This is a genomic window from Vibrio sp. MarTm2 (assembly GCF_027587055.1).
Taxonomy (GTDB): domain Bacteria; phylum Pseudomonadota; class Gammaproteobacteria; order Enterobacterales; family Vibrionaceae; genus Vibrio; species Vibrio sinaloensis_D.
Genome location: NZ_JAPPTK010000007.1, coordinates 141748 through 161244, shown reverse-complemented (window position 1 = coordinate 161244; position 19497 = coordinate 141748). Strand labels below are relative to the sequence as shown.

The 19497-nt window shown below is 46.8% G+C and carries 15 protein-coding genes; 9 read left to right on the top strand and 6 right to left on the bottom strand.

Annotated features, from left to right (window positions below):
• The first annotated feature begins 23 nt into the window (after positions 1–23).
• The 5 genes from OH458_RS14740 (at position 24) to OH458_RS14720 (ending at position 7293) form a co-directional block, all read left to right on the top strand.
• Positions 24–2903 (top strand): HD domain-containing phosphohydrolase, encoded by a 2880-nt coding sequence (locus OH458_RS14740; protein WP_269978866.1) that lies wholly within the window; start codon positions 24–26, stop codon positions 2901–2903.
• Between the two features lie 362 nt (positions 2904–3265).
• Positions 3266–4768: a glucose-6-phosphate dehydrogenase gene (gene zwf, locus OH458_RS14735; RefSeq protein ID WP_038136413.1), complete on the top strand. Its 1503-nt coding sequence runs from the start codon at positions 3266–3268 to the stop codon at positions 4766–4768.
• On the top strand, positions 4765–5481 hold the full coding sequence (gene pgl / locus OH458_RS14730; RefSeq protein WP_269978865.1) for a 6-phosphogluconolactonase: 717 nt from the start codon (positions 4765–4767) through the stop codon (positions 5479–5481). Before zwf ends, pgl begins: the two co-directional genes overlap by 4 nt.
• 35 nt (positions 5482–5516) lie before the next feature.
• Positions 5517–6965 carry a decarboxylating NADP(+)-dependent phosphogluconate dehydrogenase gene (gnd, locus tag OH458_RS14725; protein ID WP_038136410.1) on the top strand — a complete coding sequence of 483 codons (1449 nt, stop codon included), beginning with the start codon at positions 5517–5519 and terminating at the stop codon, positions 6963–6965.
• A gap of 190 nt (positions 6966–7155) precedes the next feature.
• A complete protein-coding gene (locus OH458_RS14720) occupies positions 7156–7293 on the top strand; it encodes a hypothetical protein (RefSeq protein WP_005473628.1) in 138 nt (45 codons plus the stop codon).
• A gap of 66 nt (positions 7294–7359) precedes the next feature.
• On the opposite strand, the gene OH458_RS14715 is transcribed toward OH458_RS14720, so the two are convergent.
• Complete coding sequence (locus OH458_RS14715) at positions 7360–9120, bottom strand: sigma-54-dependent Fis family transcriptional regulator (RefSeq protein WP_269978864.1); 1761 nt, start codon at positions 9118–9120, stop codon at positions 7360–7362.
• Between the two features lie 243 nt (positions 9121–9363).
• Here OH458_RS14715 and exaC point away from each other — a divergent pair, with 243 nt between their 5' ends.
• Complete coding sequence (gene exaC / locus OH458_RS14710; RefSeq protein ID WP_005473641.1) at positions 9364–10884, top strand: acetaldehyde dehydrogenase ExaC; 1521 nt, start codon at positions 9364–9366, stop codon at positions 10882–10884.
• Between the two features lie 29 nt (positions 10885–10913).
• Here exaC and OH458_RS14705 read toward each other — a convergent pair whose 3' ends face one another.
• From OH458_RS14705 to OH458_RS14695, 3 genes are all read right to left on the bottom strand, one after another.
• Complete coding sequence (locus OH458_RS14705; RefSeq protein WP_269978863.1) at positions 10914–11126, bottom strand: hypothetical protein; 213 nt, start codon at positions 11124–11126, stop codon at positions 10914–10916.
• Positions 11127–11251: 125 nt separating this feature from the next.
• Positions 11252–12013, bottom strand: coding sequence for a sulfite exporter TauE/SafE family protein (locus OH458_RS14700; protein WP_269978862.1), 762 nt, complete (start codon positions 12011–12013; stop codon positions 11252–11254).
• An 89-nt stretch (positions 12014–12102) separates the two neighbouring features.
• Positions 12103–12933, bottom strand: coding sequence for a DUF6279 family lipoprotein (locus OH458_RS14695; RefSeq protein WP_269978861.1), 831 nt, complete (start codon positions 12931–12933; stop codon positions 12103–12105).
• A gap of 262 nt (positions 12934–13195) precedes the next feature.
• On the opposite strand from OH458_RS14695, the gene OH458_RS14690 reads away from it, so the two are divergent.
• On the top strand, positions 13196–13540 hold the full coding sequence (locus OH458_RS14690; RefSeq protein WP_038136396.1) for a DUF3316 domain-containing protein: 345 nt from the start codon (positions 13196–13198) through the stop codon (positions 13538–13540).
• A 49-nt stretch (positions 13541–13589) separates the two neighbouring features.
• On the opposite strand, the gene OH458_RS14685 is transcribed toward OH458_RS14690, so the two are convergent.
• On the bottom strand, positions 13590–14510 hold the full coding sequence (locus OH458_RS14685) for an endonuclease/exonuclease/phosphatase family protein (RefSeq protein ID WP_269978860.1): 921 nt from the start codon (positions 14508–14510) through the stop codon (positions 13590–13592).
• 213 nt (positions 14511–14723) lie between these two features.
• Here OH458_RS14685 and OH458_RS14680 point away from each other — a divergent pair, with 213 nt between their 5' ends.
• On the top strand, positions 14724–17201 hold the full coding sequence (locus OH458_RS14680; RefSeq protein ID WP_269978859.1) for a bifunctional diguanylate cyclase/phosphodiesterase: 2478 nt from the start codon (positions 14724–14726) through the stop codon (positions 17199–17201).
• 160 nt (positions 17202–17361) lie between these two features.
• Positions 17362–18960, top strand: coding sequence for a BCCT family transporter (locus OH458_RS14675; RefSeq protein ID WP_269978858.1), 1599 nt, complete (start codon positions 17362–17364; stop codon positions 18958–18960).
• A gap of 20 nt (positions 18961–18980) precedes the next feature.
• Here OH458_RS14675 and OH458_RS14670 read toward each other — a convergent pair whose 3' ends face one another.
• Positions 18981–19370: a DUF6559 family protein gene (locus OH458_RS14670; RefSeq protein WP_269978857.1), complete on the bottom strand. Its 390-nt coding sequence runs from the start codon at positions 19368–19370 to the stop codon at positions 18981–18983.
• Positions 19371–19497: the final 127 nt, after the last annotated feature.

The window sequence follows — 19497 nt, the reverse complement described above, 5'->3', positions numbered from 1 at the left end:
AAGTTAATCACTAAAGGTGAACCATGAGAAAACGCAAATACTCACTCAGCATTCACATCACGAGCTTATTTTTGATCCTCACCACATTAGTAGGATCGGTACTGATTGCGATTAGCTACCGCCATGCCCAAGAACTGTTAGCTGGCAGCGCCAAAGCTCTGAGTGAGGAAAACAGTCGACAGCTTGAATCCACGTTTCAGCTAAAAACGGGTCCCATTCTGACGACACTCGATTTCATGGCATTCAGTACTATTGTTGAAGAAAACGTCAAACCAGAAAAAGAGCGCCGACTCCTAACCTCCATCAACCTCATTTTTCAACGTAGCCCTGGCTTGGTCGCCTTATATTCCGCCAATGAACAAGGCCACCTAACACTCTTTCGATCTTTACGCTCAAATCAAGACCGCGACCGATTTAAAGCTCCGGATGACGCGACATTTATGATCAACCAAACCGCCGTAGACGGAACCAATGTGTTCTTCTTTCTCGATGAGAATTACGCCACGATTGAGACAAGGAAAACCAATGACAACCAGTTCGATCCTCGCAGTAGACCTTGGTTTCAAAACGCCAAGCAAGATGGCAATATTCGCCTGACCGAGCCCTACTTTTTCTACTTTTTAAAAACCAATGGGATGACGTTTTCCAGGCGCAGTCCCGATGGCAACTCTGTCGTCGGTGCAGATTTCACACTGGATTCTCTCTCTGAACAAATCGCCCAACTCGGTCACTCACAGTCAAGCAAGCTGATTCTTTTTGATAACCAGTTCCGTGTTCTGGCTCAGCACAGAAGTGGCGTTGAGCTCGGCGGCGATGACCAAGTCGCAAGGGAAATGTTAGAGAAGAGCCTTTTCGCTGGCATACTCGATCGTGTTTCGAGTCAAATACTGTATGAAAAAGCCACCGCGGAGGGTATCGATTGGTCCATTACTCTCACGCCCGTCAATTTGAATCGACACACTCGCATCCTTTTAGCTGAAGCGACGCCTCAAGATGATTTACTCTCTAACTTATTGTCGCTACGAGACAAACAGATTACCGTTGCGTTCTCACTGATGGCGATGAGTTTCGTCGTTGTTTGGTTTGTGGCACAAAGGCTTGCAACCCCGTTACAAAATTTGATGTATCAGACAGATAGCATTGCCCGTTTTGATTTCAAGAAAACACGATACTCAAAGAGTGTGATCAAAGAAGTAGCCAACTTGACCACATCTATCGAACTGATGGAACACACGCTGCACGATCTTCTCCGCCTACTGCGTGAGACCGCAAGCAACCAAGATTTCTCTGTATTGGCAAAGACCATTACCCATCAAAGCTACTTGGTTACCCGAGCCGAAACCATTGTGCTCTATACCAAAGAGTCCGCCGATAGCCCATTTGATGTCGCAGCCAACCACGCGATTATCCCGTTTAAAATCGACATCAACGCATTTCTAAAATCGACCGCTTGGATACTCAAGGATTTATCAAAAGGCGACGTGCTCCACTTTAACCGTGCGGACAACACGGTCGCCAAGTACAAAGACAACCTCTACAACTCCGACTTTTATTTGTTCCCGTTGATTAACCGAAACAATGAGCTGGTCGGTATCCTGTTACTTGGATATGAACGAGCTATCACTCAAGAGCAAAGCGATAAGCACGCTTTTTTACGTGAGCTGCTCAGCTTTGCTCAACTCGCGAAAGAAAACATCGATAAAATCCGCGAACAAAAAGAGATGCTCAATGCCTTTGTTGAGCTTATCGCCTCGGCCATTGACACCAAATCCCCCTACACCGGCAGCCACTGCCAACGTGTGCCTAAGCTGTCCAAAATGCTCACTCAAGCGGCATGTGCCGACAAACAGTACTTTTCAAGCTTCTCGATGAATGACAGCGAATGGGAAGCGCTACATTTGGCTGCTTGGCTTCATGACTGTGGCAAAGTAACCACACCTGAATACGTAATCGACAAAGCGACCAAACTAGAAACAATCTACGATCGCATTCATGAAGTCCGAATGCGCTTCGAACTTCTAAAAGCGCAAGCGGAAATCGACTATTGGCAAGCACGAGCAAATGACCAAGGCAGTGAGGAGCAACGGATCGCCGAGCTCAACGCCACGCACCAACAATTAGATGAAGACTTCGCGTTTGTCGCTCAGTGTAATATCGGCGGCGAAAGTATGGACGATGACTCGATTCAAAGACTAGAACAGATCAGCCAGTATCAATGGAAGCGCACATTGGATGATCAGCTCGGCGTCTCTTGGATTGAAAAACAACGCGCAGGACAACCGCAAACTTTACCGGTAATGGAGCCGTTGCTGTTCGATAAACCCGTTCATCATGTCCCGTGGCCAGATAACGTGAACCCTAAAGATGTTTGGCAAGAAGCTTTTGTTTTACAACCTGGAGAGCTCAAATACAACCGGGGCGAGCTGTACAATCTATCCATCAAACGTGGCACATTGAATGACGAAGAGCGATTCATTATCAATGACCATATTATTCAAACCATCACGATGCTCAATCGCTTGCCCTATCCTGAACATCTGAAACAAGTACCCGAAATCGCTTGTGGCCACCATGAAAGGATCGACGGTAAAGGCTACCCGAAAGGACTAGCGGAGCATCAGCTTTCTATTCCCGCTCGAGTCATGGCGATCGCCGATGTTTTTGAAGCCTTGACCTCAAGTGACAGACCTTACAAAAAGGCAAAAACACTCACTGAGTCAATCAACATCATGACCGATATGGCAACGTCTGGGCATATCGACCCAAAACTCTACTTGCTGGTCTTGGAGCAATCGCTCGACCAAGAGTACGCATCACTCTTCCTTCACGAGGATCAAATCACGGACTTTGACAGGAGCGCGCATATCTACAAAGTCAAAGCGCATCTAAAAGACAGATTTTGACATCGTGCTACTTGCCCTTAGATAGAGTTTTAACTCTAAATAGGAATAAGTAACCAACAAATAACTTCACCCTTAAAATCAATCCATTACAAAAAAACCAGTCATAATTTAATCGATTGCCTTCTCAAAGGTTGATGTATATCAAATAGTCGTAGACAATACGCTGCCGAATCGAGAGTGAACTCGCTTTGCATAGGCATTACCTTGCTCAACAGGTCGTGCCAAGATGCACTGTCGGTTTTACCTATCAGAGCAATAGGTAAGACCAATTATCAAAAACTTATTACCACTGTTAGGTTTGGCTGCATGTAAGCGGCCCTCAATGGTCACAGAATAACTACCTCGTTTTTAAGGGAAAGATGATGGTAATACCAGAAAACAGCAGCATCGTTATTTTTGGTGCTTCGGGTGATTTGACGTATCGAAAGTTGATCCCCGCGTTATACCACCTTTACGCGAGTAAGCAGCTTCCAGAAAACTTCGCTATTCTTGGTGTCAGCCGCACAGAGTACAGTGATGACTCTTACCGCGACAAGCTGAAGAAATCACTTCAGGAAATGGAAAAAACAGAGCCTGCTACGCTTGACGCATTCATCAATCATTTGCACTACCAAGCGATCAATACCTCCGATACCGCAGACTACAGCAAACTGGTTACCCGTCTTGATCAACTGTCTGACCAATATGGTTTTGAGCAGCGCAATACCCTTTTCTACCTTGCCACACCTCCTAGCCTTTACAGTGTTATTCCTGCAAGCCTCGCAGCGCATGGCTTAAACGGCGAGCAAGATGGTTGGAAGCGTTTGATCATTGAAAAGCCATTCGGCTACGATTTAGAATCGGCGCAAAAGCTCGATAAGGAAATTCACGAGCATTTCCAAGAGCATCAAATCTACCGTATCGACCATTATCTAGGTAAAGAAACGGTGCAAAACCTGTTGGTTTTCCGCTTCTCAAATGCGATGTTTGAGCCGCTTTGGAACCGAAACTTCATTGATTACGTGGAAATCACAGGCGCAGAATTCTTAGGCGTAGAAGAGCGAGGCGGCTACTACGATGGCTCTGGTGCGGTGCGCGACATGTTCCAAAACCACCTACTACAGGTTTTGGCTATGGTTGGTATGGAACCCCCAGCGCAGATCAACGCAGACTCTATGCGCGACGAAGTGGTCAAAGTCCTTCAATGCCTAAAACCGCTTGAAGAAGAAGACCTACGCAACGATTTAGTTTTAGGTCAATACACCGCCTCTGATGTGCGTGGCCAGCATTTACTTGGTTACCGTGAAGAAAACGGTGTAGCTGACGACTCTCGAACAGAGACCTACATTGGTTTGAAAGCGCACATCAACAACTGGCGTTGGAACGGCGTGCCATTTTACGTGCGTACAGGCAAACGTCTCCCAACTCGTGTGACTGAAGTCGTTATTCACTTCAAACAAACGCCACATCCAGTGTTTGGTCAAAATGCCCCTGAGAACAAGCTGATTATTCGTATTCAGCCAGATGAAGGCATCCAAATGAGCTTTGGCCTGAAAGAGCCGGGCGCAGGCTTTAAAGCGAAGGAGGTGAAAATGAACTTCCACTATGCTGACCTGCAAGAAACCCAAATGCTGACAGCTTATGAGCGCCTACTTCTTGATGCGTTAAACGGCGATGCTACCTTATTTGCACGTAGTGATGCGGTTGAAGCATGTTGGAAATACGTGCAACCTATTCTAGATTTCAAACAAGATCCTCAAGCGCTCTTTGGCTACGCTTGTGGTACATGGGGACCAAAAGAAGCGGATGATCTGCTTCAACGAGATGGCCGCGCTTGGCGCTTCCCGTGTAAAAACCTAACCGATACGGATTACTGTGAATTATGATCAACCATAAGATCCTCCAAACAGCCGAACAGGTTGTTGAAAGCCTAGCGAACGATATGAAAGCGTACAGCGAGCTTGGTCGCCCAGTTCATATCTCGCTCTCTGGCGGTAGCACACCAAAAATGCTGTTCAAGCTATTGGCAACCGAGGCGTACGCAACTTCTATTCAGTGGCAAAACCTACATTTCTGGTGGGGTGATGAGCGATGCGTAGCGCCTGATGACGCGGAAAGTAACTACGGTGAAGCAAATGCGCTGCTCTTCTCTCAAGTAAATCTACCTGCTGAGAACATCCACCGTATCCGCGGTGAAGATGAGCCAAAAGCGGAGGCAGAGCGTTTCGCAAAAGAAATGGCGGAAGTAATTCCAACTGAAAATGGCACGCCTGTTTTCGATTGGATCTTGCTTGGCGTTGGTGCAGACGGACATACCGCGTCGCTATTCCCAGGTCAAACAGACTACCAAGATGCGAACTTGTCGGTACTGGCTTCTCACCCTGAGTCTGGCCAAATCCGTGTGTCTAAAACAGCAAAAGTTTTGGAAGCCGCTAAACGAATCAGCTACCTAGTACTTGGTTCAGGCAAAGTTGACATCGTAAACGAAATTCATACTACTCCAGCAAACGAACTGCCTTACCCAGCAGCGAAGATTCAGTCTAAGACTGGAGAAACGGAGTGGTACTTAGATTCTGACGCAGCAGCAAAAATCGCGTAATGCGAGCGTCCAAATAGGAAAATTGGAGAGAAACAATGAAAGGTGATATCGGTGTAATTGGCCTAGCAGTTATGGGTCAAAACCTTATCCTAAACATGAACGACCATGGCTTTAAAGTCGTGGCTCACAACCGTACTGCTGCGAAAGTAGATGAGTTCCTAGAAGGTCCAGCAAAAGGCACCAACATCGTTGGCGCATACTCACTAGAAGAACTCGTTGAGAAGCTAGAAACGCCTCGTAAAGTGATGCTCATGGTTCGCGCAGGTGACGTTGTCGACGCGTTCATCGACAACCTAATCCCACTTCTAGACGAAGGCGACATCATCATCGACGGTGGTAATACTAACTACCCAGACACAAACCGCCGCGTAGCGCACTGCCGTGAGAAAGGCATTCACTTCATCGGTACTGGTGTCTCTGGTGGTGAAGAAGGCGCACGTTTCGGTCCTTCAATCATGCCTGGCGGCGCAGCGGAAGCTTGGGAAGCGGTTAAGCCTATTTTCCAAGGTATCTCGGCAAAAACTGACGCTGGTGAGCCTTGCTGTGATTGGGTTGGTAACGACGGTGCGGGTCACTTCGTTAAGATGGTACACAACGGCATTGAATACGGCGACATGCAGCTAATCACTGAAGCATACCAGTTCATGAAAGACGGTCTTGGTATGTCTGCAGACGAGATGCAAGCAGTATTCGCGGATTGGAACAAGACTGAGCTAGACAGCTACCTTGTTGAAATCACGGCTGACATCCTTGGCTATAAAGATGAAGACGGCGAGCCGCTAGTAGAAAAGATCCTAGACACTGCAGGCCAAAAAGGTACTGGTAAATGGACAGGTATCAACGCACTAGACCTAGGTATTCCACTAACGCTTATCTCTGAGTCTGTATTCTCTCGCTGCCTATCTGCACTAAAAGACCAACGCGTTGAAGCTGAGTCTCTATTCGGCAAGACAATCACACCAGTTGAAGGCGACAAGCAAGAGTGGGTTGATGCACTGCGTCAAGCGCTACTAGCTTCGAAGATCATCTCTTACGCTCAAGGCTTTATGCTAATGCGTGAAGCGTCTAACGAGAACGGTTGGGACCTAAACTACGGTAACGTAGCCCTAATGTGGCGTGGTGGTTGTATCATCCGTTCTGCGTTCCTAGGCAACATCCGTGATGCGTACGAAGCGAACCCAGACATCGCATTCCTTGGTTCTGATGAGTACTTCAAAAACATCCTACAAGGCAGCCTAGCAGCATGGCGTAAAGTAGCAGCGAAATCTCTAGAGTCTGGTATCCCAATGCCATGTACGATTTCTGCGCTATCTTTCCTAGACGGTTACACAACGGCTCGTCTACCTGCGAACCTGCTTCAAGCTCAACGTGACTACTTCGGTGCTCACACTTACGAGCGTACTGACCGTCCACGTGGTGAGTTCTTCCACACTAACTGGACTGGTACAGGCGGCGATACAGCGTCGACAACTTACGACGTTTAAACAAAAGGATGAGTTTAGTGTTTATTCAACCCTAAGACTCATACTATAATTATCGATTCATGGAGGATGTTAACTGAGTTAGCATCCTCTATTTTTTGAAACCTATACAAGGAACCGCGCACGTTTGTGCCGGCTATCGGTGGCTACTCTAACCTGGATGGTTAAAAAACATTTAATTGAGGTTCTTAAGATGACTATTAATAAGTACTTTGTATTCGTTCCACAGGCTGAGGAACACAACACTTCAAAGGACAACAAAGTGGTAACAGATAAGGAAGCTCAACGTCAGGCTTTAGTAAAACAAGCGCAGCAGCAAGGCGGCTTGTAATCGGCTAGGTTTCAAAACAAAGAGGAGCATAAATGCTCCTCTTTTTATTTGTTCAACATAGTAGCCTCAACCGGAAATTAAACCCAGCGCCTTTAACTTGCGATACACCGTGTTTCGGCTCACACCAAGTATCCGCGATACTTTACTGACATTGCCGTTATGCGCTTGATAGGTTTCGATTAGCGTTGTATTGAGCGTAGACTGCAAATCACCGCCCTCTCTGCTCGCTTCTTTGATTGGTTGGCGCTGTAACAACTGCGACAAGTGGGATGGAATATGCTCCAAACGCAACTCTGGCTCATCGCTAGCGATCACCGACGAGACTTTGATTAAGTTATCTAACTCTCTAAAATTGCCGGGCCAATGGTAGTTGGTCAACAACTGTATAAGGCTGCTTGAGATGGTTTGCCGATTTTCGCGATGTTTCGCATGGATCGCCTCAATCACCGCCGCTTTGTCTTGGCGATCATTTAGAGTTGGCAACTTCACCATCAAACCATTAAGTCGATAGTACAAATCCTCACGAAATCGCCCTTCTGAAACCAGTTTGGGAAGATCTTGATGCGTTGCAGCAATCACCTGAATATCAACTTGATGAGACTGCGTTGAACCAACAGGCATAACAACCTTATCTTGGAGTACCGACAACAATCGACATTGTGCATCTAGCGGCATTTCTCCAATCTCATCGAGAAAAAGAATGCCTTTATCCGCTTGTCTAATACGACCTAGGTAACCTTGCTTACTCGCTCCCGTAAAAGCTCCCGCAGCATGACCAAACAACTCAGACTCTATTAACTCCTTGGGCAGCGCACCACAATTGACGGTAACCAAAGGCTGGCTGCGTCTCGTGCTCTGTTTATGCAGTGCTTTAACGAACTCCCCTTTACCGACCCCGGTTTCTCCAAGAATCAAAAGGCTAATGTCTTTTCCTATCACTTTAAGTGCCTGCTGCCACGCTTGCTCCACGTAGTGATCCCCATAATGAAGCTCACAAGAAGCAGACAAGGGAGATTTTCGGCTGCGCTGTTTGTTCAATGATCGCTTTTCAAACACGAGATCGGCGTTGTGGTCGGGCTGTTTTACAACAGTTTCAAACGACTCACCAAGCAAAGGGAAATCAGGCATAAGCTGGCTAGCAACTTGATTGTGCGCCACGATCTGGCCATATTCATCGGCAATCACGATGCCTTGCCAACCACTGTTCAGAACCGATTCATTTTGCGCCAAATTGATCTGCGTTACCCCGCCGGGCGCACTTGTGAGTAATTGGTTCTCGACCAGTTGGACCATGTTTTGTACCAACAGTTGGGTCGTCACATCGTGCTTGCTTTGCTCACTTGTGATATCGAGTATCCCGACCAACTCTCCTTGATAATCAAACAACGGACTGGCCGAGCAGCTAATAAAGCGATGCTGTTTAATAAAGTGTTGCTCGCCAATAATGGAGACGGCTTTTTTCTCGTAAAGCGCCGTCCCTATCGCATTCGTGCCTTTAAGTCTCTCTTGCCAGCAGGTGCCTGACTCCAACGCAATCGACATCAAACGCTCTCGAAACCGCTCTTGTCCCCAACTCGCTAGGATCACCCCTTCTGCGTCGGTCAAAATCAAACGACTGTCTGTTCTCGCCAGGACCTGATTAAAAAGTGGCAAAGCGCACTGCTCCACCGCTTCTATTACCGAGCTTGAATTGTGCATACGCTCTTTTAGGAGTGCACCCGTTACATTGATATCGTCCGGCTTTTTAACCTGTTTCAATCCTGCATTTGAGCTTCGCTCCCAAGAAGAAGCAAGCCAAGACTCTAACTGACGCGTTTGTATATCCATAGCTGTTCCATTTGTGAACAATTAAAGTGTTCCATTTTGGAACAGGTGAACATTTTGTTAACACCTGTTCGCCACATCTGCGTTTTAAACAACACTCTCTACGCCCTGACAACTCTAGCGCGACAAACTTTTTACAACAAGTTTTTAACATCTGGTCTGTGATTTGCGTTATCTGATGAGAAACAATAAATGAGCAACAACGAGTGCTCATCAAACCAAACGAGAAATGTATAAGGATATTTTATGATTTACGCACAACCTGGCAGTCCGGACTCTGTTGTTACCTTCAAAACTCACTATGACAACTTCATCGGTGGAGAATGGGTTAAGCCAACCCGTGGTGAATACTTTGACAACACCTCTCCTATCAACGGTCAGCCTTACTGTAAAGTAGCACGCTCAACTGAAGAGGACATCGAATTGGCACTGGATGCCGCTCACAATGTCCGCGCGACCTGGGCGCAAACCAGTGTCACTGAAAGAGCCAATATCCTCCTCAAAATAGCTGACCGAATTGAAGCAAATCTCGAGGAGCTCGCAGTGGCTGAAACTTGGGAAAACGGAAAGCCTGTTCGCGAAACGCTCGCGGCAGATCTGCCACTCGTTGTTGACCATTTCCGTTATTTTGCAGGCTGTATTCGCGCCCAAGAAGGTAGCGCAGCGGAATTGGACGTAAACACCGCAAGTTACCACTTCCCAGAGCCGATCGGCGTGGTTGGCCAGATCATTCCATGGAACTTCCCAATGCTCATGGCGGCTTGGAAACTAGCGCCTGCATTAGCTGCTGGCTGTTGTGTCGTCCTTAAACCAGCAGAGCAAACCCCGACATCAATCTTGTTGTTAATGGAAAAAATCGGCGACCTCATCCCTGCGGGCGTTGTCAACGTCGTCAACGGTTTTGGTAGCGAAGCGGGACAAGCATTGGCCACTAGCAACCGCATTGCCAAGCTCGCATTTACTGGCTCAACGGAGGTCGGTAACCATATCCTAAAATGCGCCGCTGAAAACTTGATTCCATCGACTGTGGAGCTAGGGGGTAAATCACCAAATATCTACTTCCCTGATGTGTTTGATCACGAAGACGAGTACCTAGACAAGTGTATTGAGGGAACTCTGCTCGCCTTCTTTAACCAAGGCGAGGTGTGTACCTGTCCGTCGCGCGTTCTGGTCCATGAATCTATCTACGACAAATTTGTCGCTAAAGTTGCCGAACGAGCGAAATCGATTCAACAAGGCAATCCATTAGATACCGATACACAAGTGGGGGCGCAGGCCTCCCAAGAGCAGTTTGACAAGATACTGAGCTACTTGGAGATTGGACGACAAGAAGGGGCGAAAGTGGTGTTTGGTGGCGATATTGCCAAGCAACAGGATGATTTGGCGTCAGGCTACTACATTCAACCAACGCTGCTTCAAGGTCACAACAAAATGCGCGTGTTCCAAGAAGAGATCTTTGGTCCGGTCATTGCTGTGACTACGTTTAAAGACGAAGCAGAAGCACTGGCGATAGCTAACGACACTGAATATGGCTTGGGCGCTGGTGTGTGGACACGTGACCAAAACCTCGCCTACCGAATGGGGCGCAACATTGAAGCTGGCCGAATCTGGATAAACTGTTACCACGCCTATCCAGCACACGCGGCGTTCGGTGGATACAAAAAATCAGGTATCGGACGTGAAACCCACAAGATGATGCTGGATCACTACCAAAACACCAAAAACTTGCTGATCAGTTACGATGTCAATCCTTTAGGGTTCTTCTAACGTTGAGCGAAACGAGTGATAAGAGCGCGTTAAGCGCTCTTTTTTTGCTTGGAAGAACCTGAAGAAGAGTCGTTGCTTTTGTACTTATCGTAGAGATAGAGCGCAGCGCTAAAGAACAAAGCAACAATAGAGACCGTCAACAGCGCAGGCATTTTGAGCACCCACGCGAACACAGCAGCCAAAAATGCAACGAAGCTAACCATTCGGCTGTTGGACATAACACGACCGAGCTTTCTGTTCATACATCCTCCCATCTTGCGAGATGATTAAACCGCTTTTTCTCGCATTAAGTATCTGACAATTGAACAAAAATAACTCTAAAAGAACCTCAAAAACTATCGCAATGTGATGACTAACACATGATCGCCTATGCGTACGTCGCCCAGAAAAAATAACACGTCATGCCAATGCTAGACAGTGCGACAAAATTTTTGATGTGGTGCTGCGCGATGTTTCTTGATACCCGAGCCGCCGCATAGCCCCCTGCTAGTGTGCCAAGCATTACGATAAAACCTCGCTGCCAGTCGACCGCTCCATTCGCAACAAAAAGCACAATTGCGATAATCGAGACGCACGATGAAACAAGCAACTTGATGCCATTCATTTGATTGATGTTGCTGTATCCGGCGAGTACTAGGTAGCTGAGAATAACAACACCCAGCCCCGCATTGAAAAAGCCACCGTAAGCGCAAACAAGCACAAGACAAATCGCCAGCGACAATTTGGCCCAAATCGGCGAAATCGTCGAACGACTGGCGAGACGGACGAAAAATTGATTGATATGTTGCCCACAAAGAAATAGAGACGTGGCGAACAGCAATAGCCAAGGAATCGACTCGAGGAATGCGCTCTCATCAATCGTCAGCAGAAAATAAGCGCCTAGCCCCCCGCCGACCAGACTCCAGAGTATGATCGAACCAATCTGCTTAGTCTGTGAGATTTCTTGTTTAAAGCCATAAGCGCCGCTGATGTAGCCGGCACACACAGCAAAGGTATTGGTAGCGTTCGCGGAAATGGGAGGGACGCCAACGAAAAGCAGCGTCGGAAAGGTGATAAAACTGCCTCCGCCTGCCACGCTATTTAAAACGCCCCCCAACACGCCCGCGACAAATAACAGAATCCATTCCATAGTATTGTTGCGAAACTGGTTGTTGATGATTTAATGTACTGCACCCACCCTTGGCGGTAAACAACCTATCGACAACACTGAGCTCAAACTCACTGTATCGCCAAAGCTATCTCCTTCCAGTCGCTCAATTCTTTTCGGTAGTGTTCGATTTGTTTATCCGAGGCTTGAGTGGCGATTTCGACAATATAGCGAGTCGCAACATCACGATTGTGTTCAATTTTGCTTCGTAGCTTAGGCGAATACAGACTCTCAGACTCAACAAGTAAGGTGTTCATTTCTCGCTCTGTCCCGTTCAAATCTGACCGCTGGTTCAGCAGTTGGCTGATTCTGATACGTAAGTTGGTTTGGTGGTCGCTCCAATCCGAGGTCGTAATCTGCAAATCGTTTGACCACTGTTCAACCAAGCGTTCTTGATCCTCTGTTAATCTGCCTAGCCAGTTTTCCATACTTTCTGCGATTCTCTCAGCGTACACTTGGCGAACTTCTTCCTCGTTAAGTTGGCTGTATTTCGCTTTGTATTTGCTGTGCCTGACTCGAATGTTATCCATTAACTCATCTACTTGCTCGTCAGACAGTTTATGTATCAACTGGGCAAGATCAGGCGCAACCCGTTTGACGATGCGATCGGTATGCGCACGCAGCTTCTCCTCCTGCACGTTTAACTGAGCGGCGGTCAGATTTTTAAGGTCAAGCGTCATCAGCTCGTCCAGATGCTCAACATAGTTAGGTATTTCTTCACTCCGGTGCCACTCACTCAGTAGCGCCACCCTCTGCTCAATCAGCGACTCTTGGTCACTGTTTAGGTCGACATAGTCTTCCAAGTACTCGATCAACAACCAGTCCATGTTGTTGTAGACAAACTTGGTTCCACACCCTACCAACAGCAAACAACACATCAGTGTTACCAACCCAGCTCTCATCATTCATCCTTGCTTTTTATGGTTGCAGAGCATCGTTAACGCCCAATATCAGTATCAAATATCCCATACTCTGATGTCACTATGTCGTCTCTCTGACAAGAAACGAAAGAAAAACACCAATGTCAGGATCGAGCAATCGGCACGTAATCATAATCAATAAATCCTTTACGAAACCTAGGATTATCTTTACATACCTTGACTGACCTCTTACGTAACTGAAGATAGTATGGTTCTCAACGGTTAGCCAAGAGGAGAAACCCGTATGAAAAAAATCATTCTATTAGCATCACTGGTTTTGAGCACATCGGTATTTGCAGCAACGTCAACGGTACAGTCAGAGCGCACGTTTACAACAGATAGTTACGCATCAAAAGAGCAAGCGTATCAAGCGGGTTTTGGCCTCGTGGAGGAGTTCAAACAGATGTCACAAAATGAACTAGAAAATAAACTCGTGACTGGGCCAAATGACGCGATTTACCAGAGTATTATCGTCAACGATATGAACGTCGCGGTGAAAGAGTTTGGAACGATTGACGGCAAGATTGAGTATAAAGCCGTTGTCGATGTCGACTACCAGTACAAACACAGAGAAAGCAACCACAGCTAATCTGCGCTGATTAACCAAACCGCCACTCCCCGAGTGGCGGTTTGCGTCTCTAATACCCGATTTCAGTCACAATCAAACGGTGATCCGATCCACTTGGGCTTTGCTTGCTGTCTCGCTGGCAAATTCTCCGTCCTTCATTCGTGGATTTTAGCCATAAGTGATCAATCGCTATCATAAAGCTTGCTGGCACATACCACTGCTTTACTCGATTAGGCCAACTTGCCACTGGCGCGGTCTGGAAACTGGGGAAAAGACGCGCGAATCGCAAACTAATCGCCGACAGATTAAAATCACCGACGATCAAAACCTCATCATTCGAATGATTGGACAACAAAGAACCCACTTCACTCATTAACGCATTACGCCGTTGCCAGAGCTCTAATGACCTCGGTGAAGGAGGATGAGCCGTCATCAACTGAAAGGCTTGCTGTTTGTTTGGTCGCCATGTTCCTTGAATAATAGCCTGTCGATCGGACGTCCAATATACCGACAAACCACTGAGTTCCGTTTGGCTGAGTATCATCTGCCCAGAAGGATAACCAACGCCCTCTTGTCCCCCATACATATAAGGATAAATATCGTCCAGCAATTGGATTTTTTCCCCAACAGGCGGCGAGACTTCTTGCAAAACAACCAAATCAAATGCGTGATTGTGAAGATAACTGAGCACTTCATTCAGATTTTCGTTGTCATAAAGCAAGTTGTACTGCGCCACTGCAATCGAATTAGCGCATTCATGGGATACTTTCTGCACACTCACCGGGCTAAGCAGCCAAAAAATGGTAGCGAAACAGCAACTAATGAGCGACCACACCCATCGTTGGCAAAATAAAAGCACACAGGCAACAAAAAGATAGGTGATAAAAAACAGGCTAGGAAACGTGACAACATTTTCCGCCCACCAAGTCACCTCATAAAACGTCAGCGTGACCCAAACTAAAGAGGGAGCAAACACGCCGATCCATATCATCCACCTCAGTTGAATCACTCCTAAGTTGTTAGGGTCTGTTGACCTTAGTAACTCACTCAAGTATGAACAAACTTTCGGGTTATGCACTCTGTATAACCACTTAATTGTGATTTTTAACATTGCAGATTTTGGCGAGCCCGATATGATTGAAATAATTTGAAATATATTTGTTATCCTTTATAACAATTACGTAGCAAGGACCGCCCCTACTTCATGGCTGAGATTACCGATAAAAAACTAATTAAGTTAATCACTTATGCTCCTGCCAGCATCGTCGGTGCGTTCACGTTGCTTTGGGTTGTGCTTGCTGTCACTGACGTGCTGATGGGCTCCCAAGAAAAACTTCTTGCACTCAAAGAGGAGTACCAGCAACGCGAAAACCAACTTTTAACCAAACAAGTCGAATACGTTGCTCAACAAGTAAAGTTTGCCCGTGAGCAAACAGAGCAACAACTTGAAGACACCATTCAGTCGCGTATCTATGAAGCGCACAACATCGCAACGCGACTCTACGAAAGCAACAAGCACCTGCCAGAAGCCGAAGTAACCAAAATCATTACCGATGCCCTTCGCGAAATCCGCTTCAACAATGGACGCGGCTACTTTTTTATCTACAAAACCGAAGGGCTCAACGTGATGCACCCGTTGCTTCCTCGCGTGGAAGGCACCTCTCTTTGGGACTTTAAGGACGTTCGCGGCAGTTATATTGTTCGAGAAATGGGCGAACAAGTGAAAGCAAATGGCGAAGCCTTCTATCGTTGGTGGTTCGTCAAACCTGACAACAAAAACAAAGAGTTTGAGAAAATCGGCTTCGGTAAGTATTTCGAGCCCTACGATTGGTTCATTGGTACTGGAGACTATGTTGTTGACGTAGAAGACGACATTAAACAAACCGTCTTAGCATGGATTAAAAACCTAAGATTTGGTGAGTTTGGCTATGTTTTCGTGTTAGACGCGGACGGCACCATTTTATCGCACATTGATCCCGAATTGATTGGCAAGAACGCGCTCACGCTTGGCAATGAAGTTAACATCGAAGGGGTGCGAGACATTCTTCAATCAGACCAGCTGTTTGTCCATCACCAAGCCATTTACGCCCCACCCGGTGTGTCTGACTTCGCCAAAAGCAGTTACATCCTGAAAGAGCCTAAATGGGAGTGGCGCATCGGCTCTGGGATTTACGATGAAAATAGTCAACGTTTCATCCTAGAAAGACAGCAACAAACGGAAGAAGAACAGCAAAAAGCCGTCGCTCAGATGATCACTATCGGCGTGATTACGACGCTTATTGTGGCCCTGTTCTCGCTTATGATGAGTAAACTGATCGCTTCTCGGTTCGAACGATTTCAAAGCAAGATCAACAGTGACTTTAGCCAACTTCAGCAAACCAAAGACAAACTGGAACACATGGCACTGCACGACGAGTTGACCGGTTTGCCTAATCGCTCTCTGCTGCACGAACACATCAGTGCAGGCATAGAGCGCTCGAGAGGCCAATGCCAACAGCTTGCGGTAATGTTCGTCGACTTAGACGATTTCAAAAAAGTAAACGACCTATATGGCCACACGGCAGGCGATCGCTTATTAAGCGAAATTGGTAAGAAGTTTGAAGCCTTTTTACAACCCGCTGAGTTTGTCGCTCGATTCGGCGGAGATGAGTTTATTTTCTGTTTTCCTGAGCTCGATAACTTGGCTGAAACAGAGAAGAAAGTCGAGTTAATCAAAGACGTGTTCAAGCAACAGTTTGTTATTGATAACAAAGTCTTATACGCAAGTTGTTCGATCGGTGTCTCTATGTTCCCAACCGATGGTGACGAACCAGAGGATTTGATCTCAAAAGCAGACATTGTTTTGTACAAATCTAAAGCGAGACAAAAAGGCGATGTGTTGTTTTTCGACAGTACCATCAACCAACAAGTTCAGTATGACTTCCTGTTAGAGCGAGAACTTCGCGGCGCCATTGAACGTGGTGAGCTTTCTGTTGTTTACCAACCGCAAATCAACGCCAAGACGGGCAAGATTTACGGTGTCGAGAGCCTTTTGCGTTGGCACAACCCTCAGCTTGGCCATGTTTCCCCTCTGGAGTTTATCACTCTGGCAGAGGAGATCGGCCTGATCAGCGAGCTTGGCGAATTTGTCCTTGAACGTTCATGCGAAGAGATCAATAAAATATTCCCCGACAGTGACTTGGCACTCTCTGTCAACATTTCCCCCATGCAGCTAGTCAATGAGTCCTTCGTAACTCAACTGCTCTCGGCGAGTGCAAAACACGCGATGCCACCTAATCGCATCACTTTAGAGATTACCGAAAACGTACTCATCAATGACTTACCCAAGGTGACACCGATCATCAATCAACTTAAAGAGCTGGGCTTTACCATTTCGCTCGATGATTTTGGTACTGGTTATTCTTCCCTCAGCTATTTGAGTAACTTGCCACTCGATGAATTGAAGATCGACCGAGTGTTTATAGACAAGATGCTCAACTCCGAACAAAGTAACTCGCTAGTCAAAGCAATTTTGGCAATTGCTCAGTCTTCGGAGATGCGAGTCGTTGCCGAGGGCGTCGAAACGCAAGCACAAAAAGACAGGCTAATAGAATATGGCTGTGATTTGTTACAAGGCTACTTTATCGAGAGACCGCTATCTGCCGATTTACTGGCGAAGAATTACGCAAGCGGAGCTAAATAGATGAATCATTCACCACTTGTTGGTAATTCGCTGCGAATCTATTAATAAACATGTTAGTATCACACGCTTTTTGACGCACCTCACAGTTATTGTTTATTTCATGTGAGGATACATGCATAGGTCATTCATAACGACTGACCAACAAATAGCGAACTTATTAATGTCTAATTTAACGCAGCCAATGGATGGTGACAGTATCAACGCCACCAGTGCCGCTGCTAACCGCTCGCACACTCAACACAACGCGTTCTTCTACAAACTCGAACTGCATAACCCAGTATTTTGGTTAAGTGGTACGTTCCTCACCGCCTTTGTCTTGTTAGCACTGTTTGATGCAGAAAGTCTGACAGGGCTCGTAAACCAAGGTTTCTCTCTGTCAACTCGATACTTTGGTGCGTTCTGGCAAGTACTGCTGCTTGCTAACTTTCTGATTGGCTTATTTATGGCATTGAGCCGTTTAGGGGACGTCCGACTAGGCGCTCTATCTGCCCCTGAAATCGCCAACAGCAAGTGGCTTGCGATTGTGCTGTGCACACTGCTCGCAGGGGGCGGCGTATTTTGGGCGGCTGCAGAGCCTATCGCCCATTACGTTTCTCAGCCACCTCTGTTTTCACACGGCGCCTCGCCACAGAATATGGCTATCAACGCCCTGGCTCAGTCGTTTATGCACTGGGGCTTTTTGGCTTGGGCAATACTTGGCGGCTTGTCGTCCATTGTACTAATGCACCTACATTACGAGAAAGGTTTGCCACTAAAGCCAAGAACCTTACTCTATCCCGTTTTTGGTGATCGCATCCACGGCATCCTTGGCCACATTGCGGATGCCTGTTGTATTGTCGCTGTCGCAGCGGGAACCATTGGACCTATCGGGTTTCTTGGTCTGCAAATTAGCTACGCGCTCAATTCGCTTTTCGCCGTTCCCGATACCTTTGCCACTCAAAGCATCGTGATACTCTTTGCCATTCTAGCGTATACGCTATCGGCACTGAGTGGACTTAGCAAAGGTATTCAAATAGTCAGCCGTTACAACGTCATTTTGGCAGTGCTTCTGGTTGGATACCTCTTGGTCTTTGGCCCTACTCGTTTCATCATTGACGGCTATGTGCAGGGAATTGGACGCATGGTGGACAACTTTTTCCCAATGGCACTGTATCGAAATGACAGCGAATGGCTGAGTTGGTGGACGGTCTTCTTCTGGGGATGGTTCATTGGTTACGGCCCAATGATGGCCATTTTCATCGCTCGGATTTCACGAGGCCGCACTCTGCGTCAAATGATTTTGTCCATTAGCATCGCCGCCCCACTGATCACATGCTTTTGGTTCAGTGTTGTTGGGGGAAGTGGCTTAGCGTTCGAGCTCGAATCGCCTGGGCTAATCTCACAAGCGTTTGAAGGGTTTAACTTGCCCGCAGCCTTGTTGGCAATTACCGAGCAACTGCCATTTGCTACAGGGGTTTCCCTGCTATTTTTGGTACTCACCACCACCTTTATTGTGACAACAGGTGATTCGATGACTTACACCATCTCTGTTGTGATTTCTGGCTCAACGGAACCAAACGGCCTAATGCGCAGCTTTTGGGGAGTCATGATGGGGATCGTCGCGATCGCGTTGATTTCGGTCGGTTCTGGCGGAATCTCTGCTTTGCAATCGTTTATCGTGATTACCGCAGTTCCCGTATCATTTATTCTTTTACCGAGTCTTTGGGCTGCTCCAACACTCGCAAATAAAATGGCTAAATCACAAGGGCTACTGCGATAGTAGCCCTTACTTAGCCAAAGTCAGTATCGACTGTTCATTCCATAACGATTGGAGAAGTCGTCTTCCATTGCCCCACCTTTCCATTGGGATGGGGCAACAAGTTTGAGTATGTCCATTGCCGTGTACTCTTCTCCTGAGAAAATCTTGTTCGCCAGTTCAACTCGTAGCTTATCAAACTCAGCCTGACTCAAGTCGAGTTTCTCACTTGCTTGCTCGTCAAGCTCATTGCAGAAAAGCGCAACATTGTAGTGTAGGTAACGTTTAGAGGCATTCACTCGTTTCGAAGTCTGAATAACCTGTCCGCAAGAGTAAAATTCTCTTGAACCATAGCCTTTGATCAATTCAGGTGACATCTTTGCAATCATCTTACGTAAGATTCTGCGTTTAAAAAAAGATCGAAATATCGGCATTTATACTCCTCGATTATGGTTATCCGGCCACTATACCACGCAACATGTCGCGATCGATATCACTCCCCATACGCCTTTTTTGATTTTCATTTTTGGAAATTATCTTTGCACATTTGGCGTTTAACGC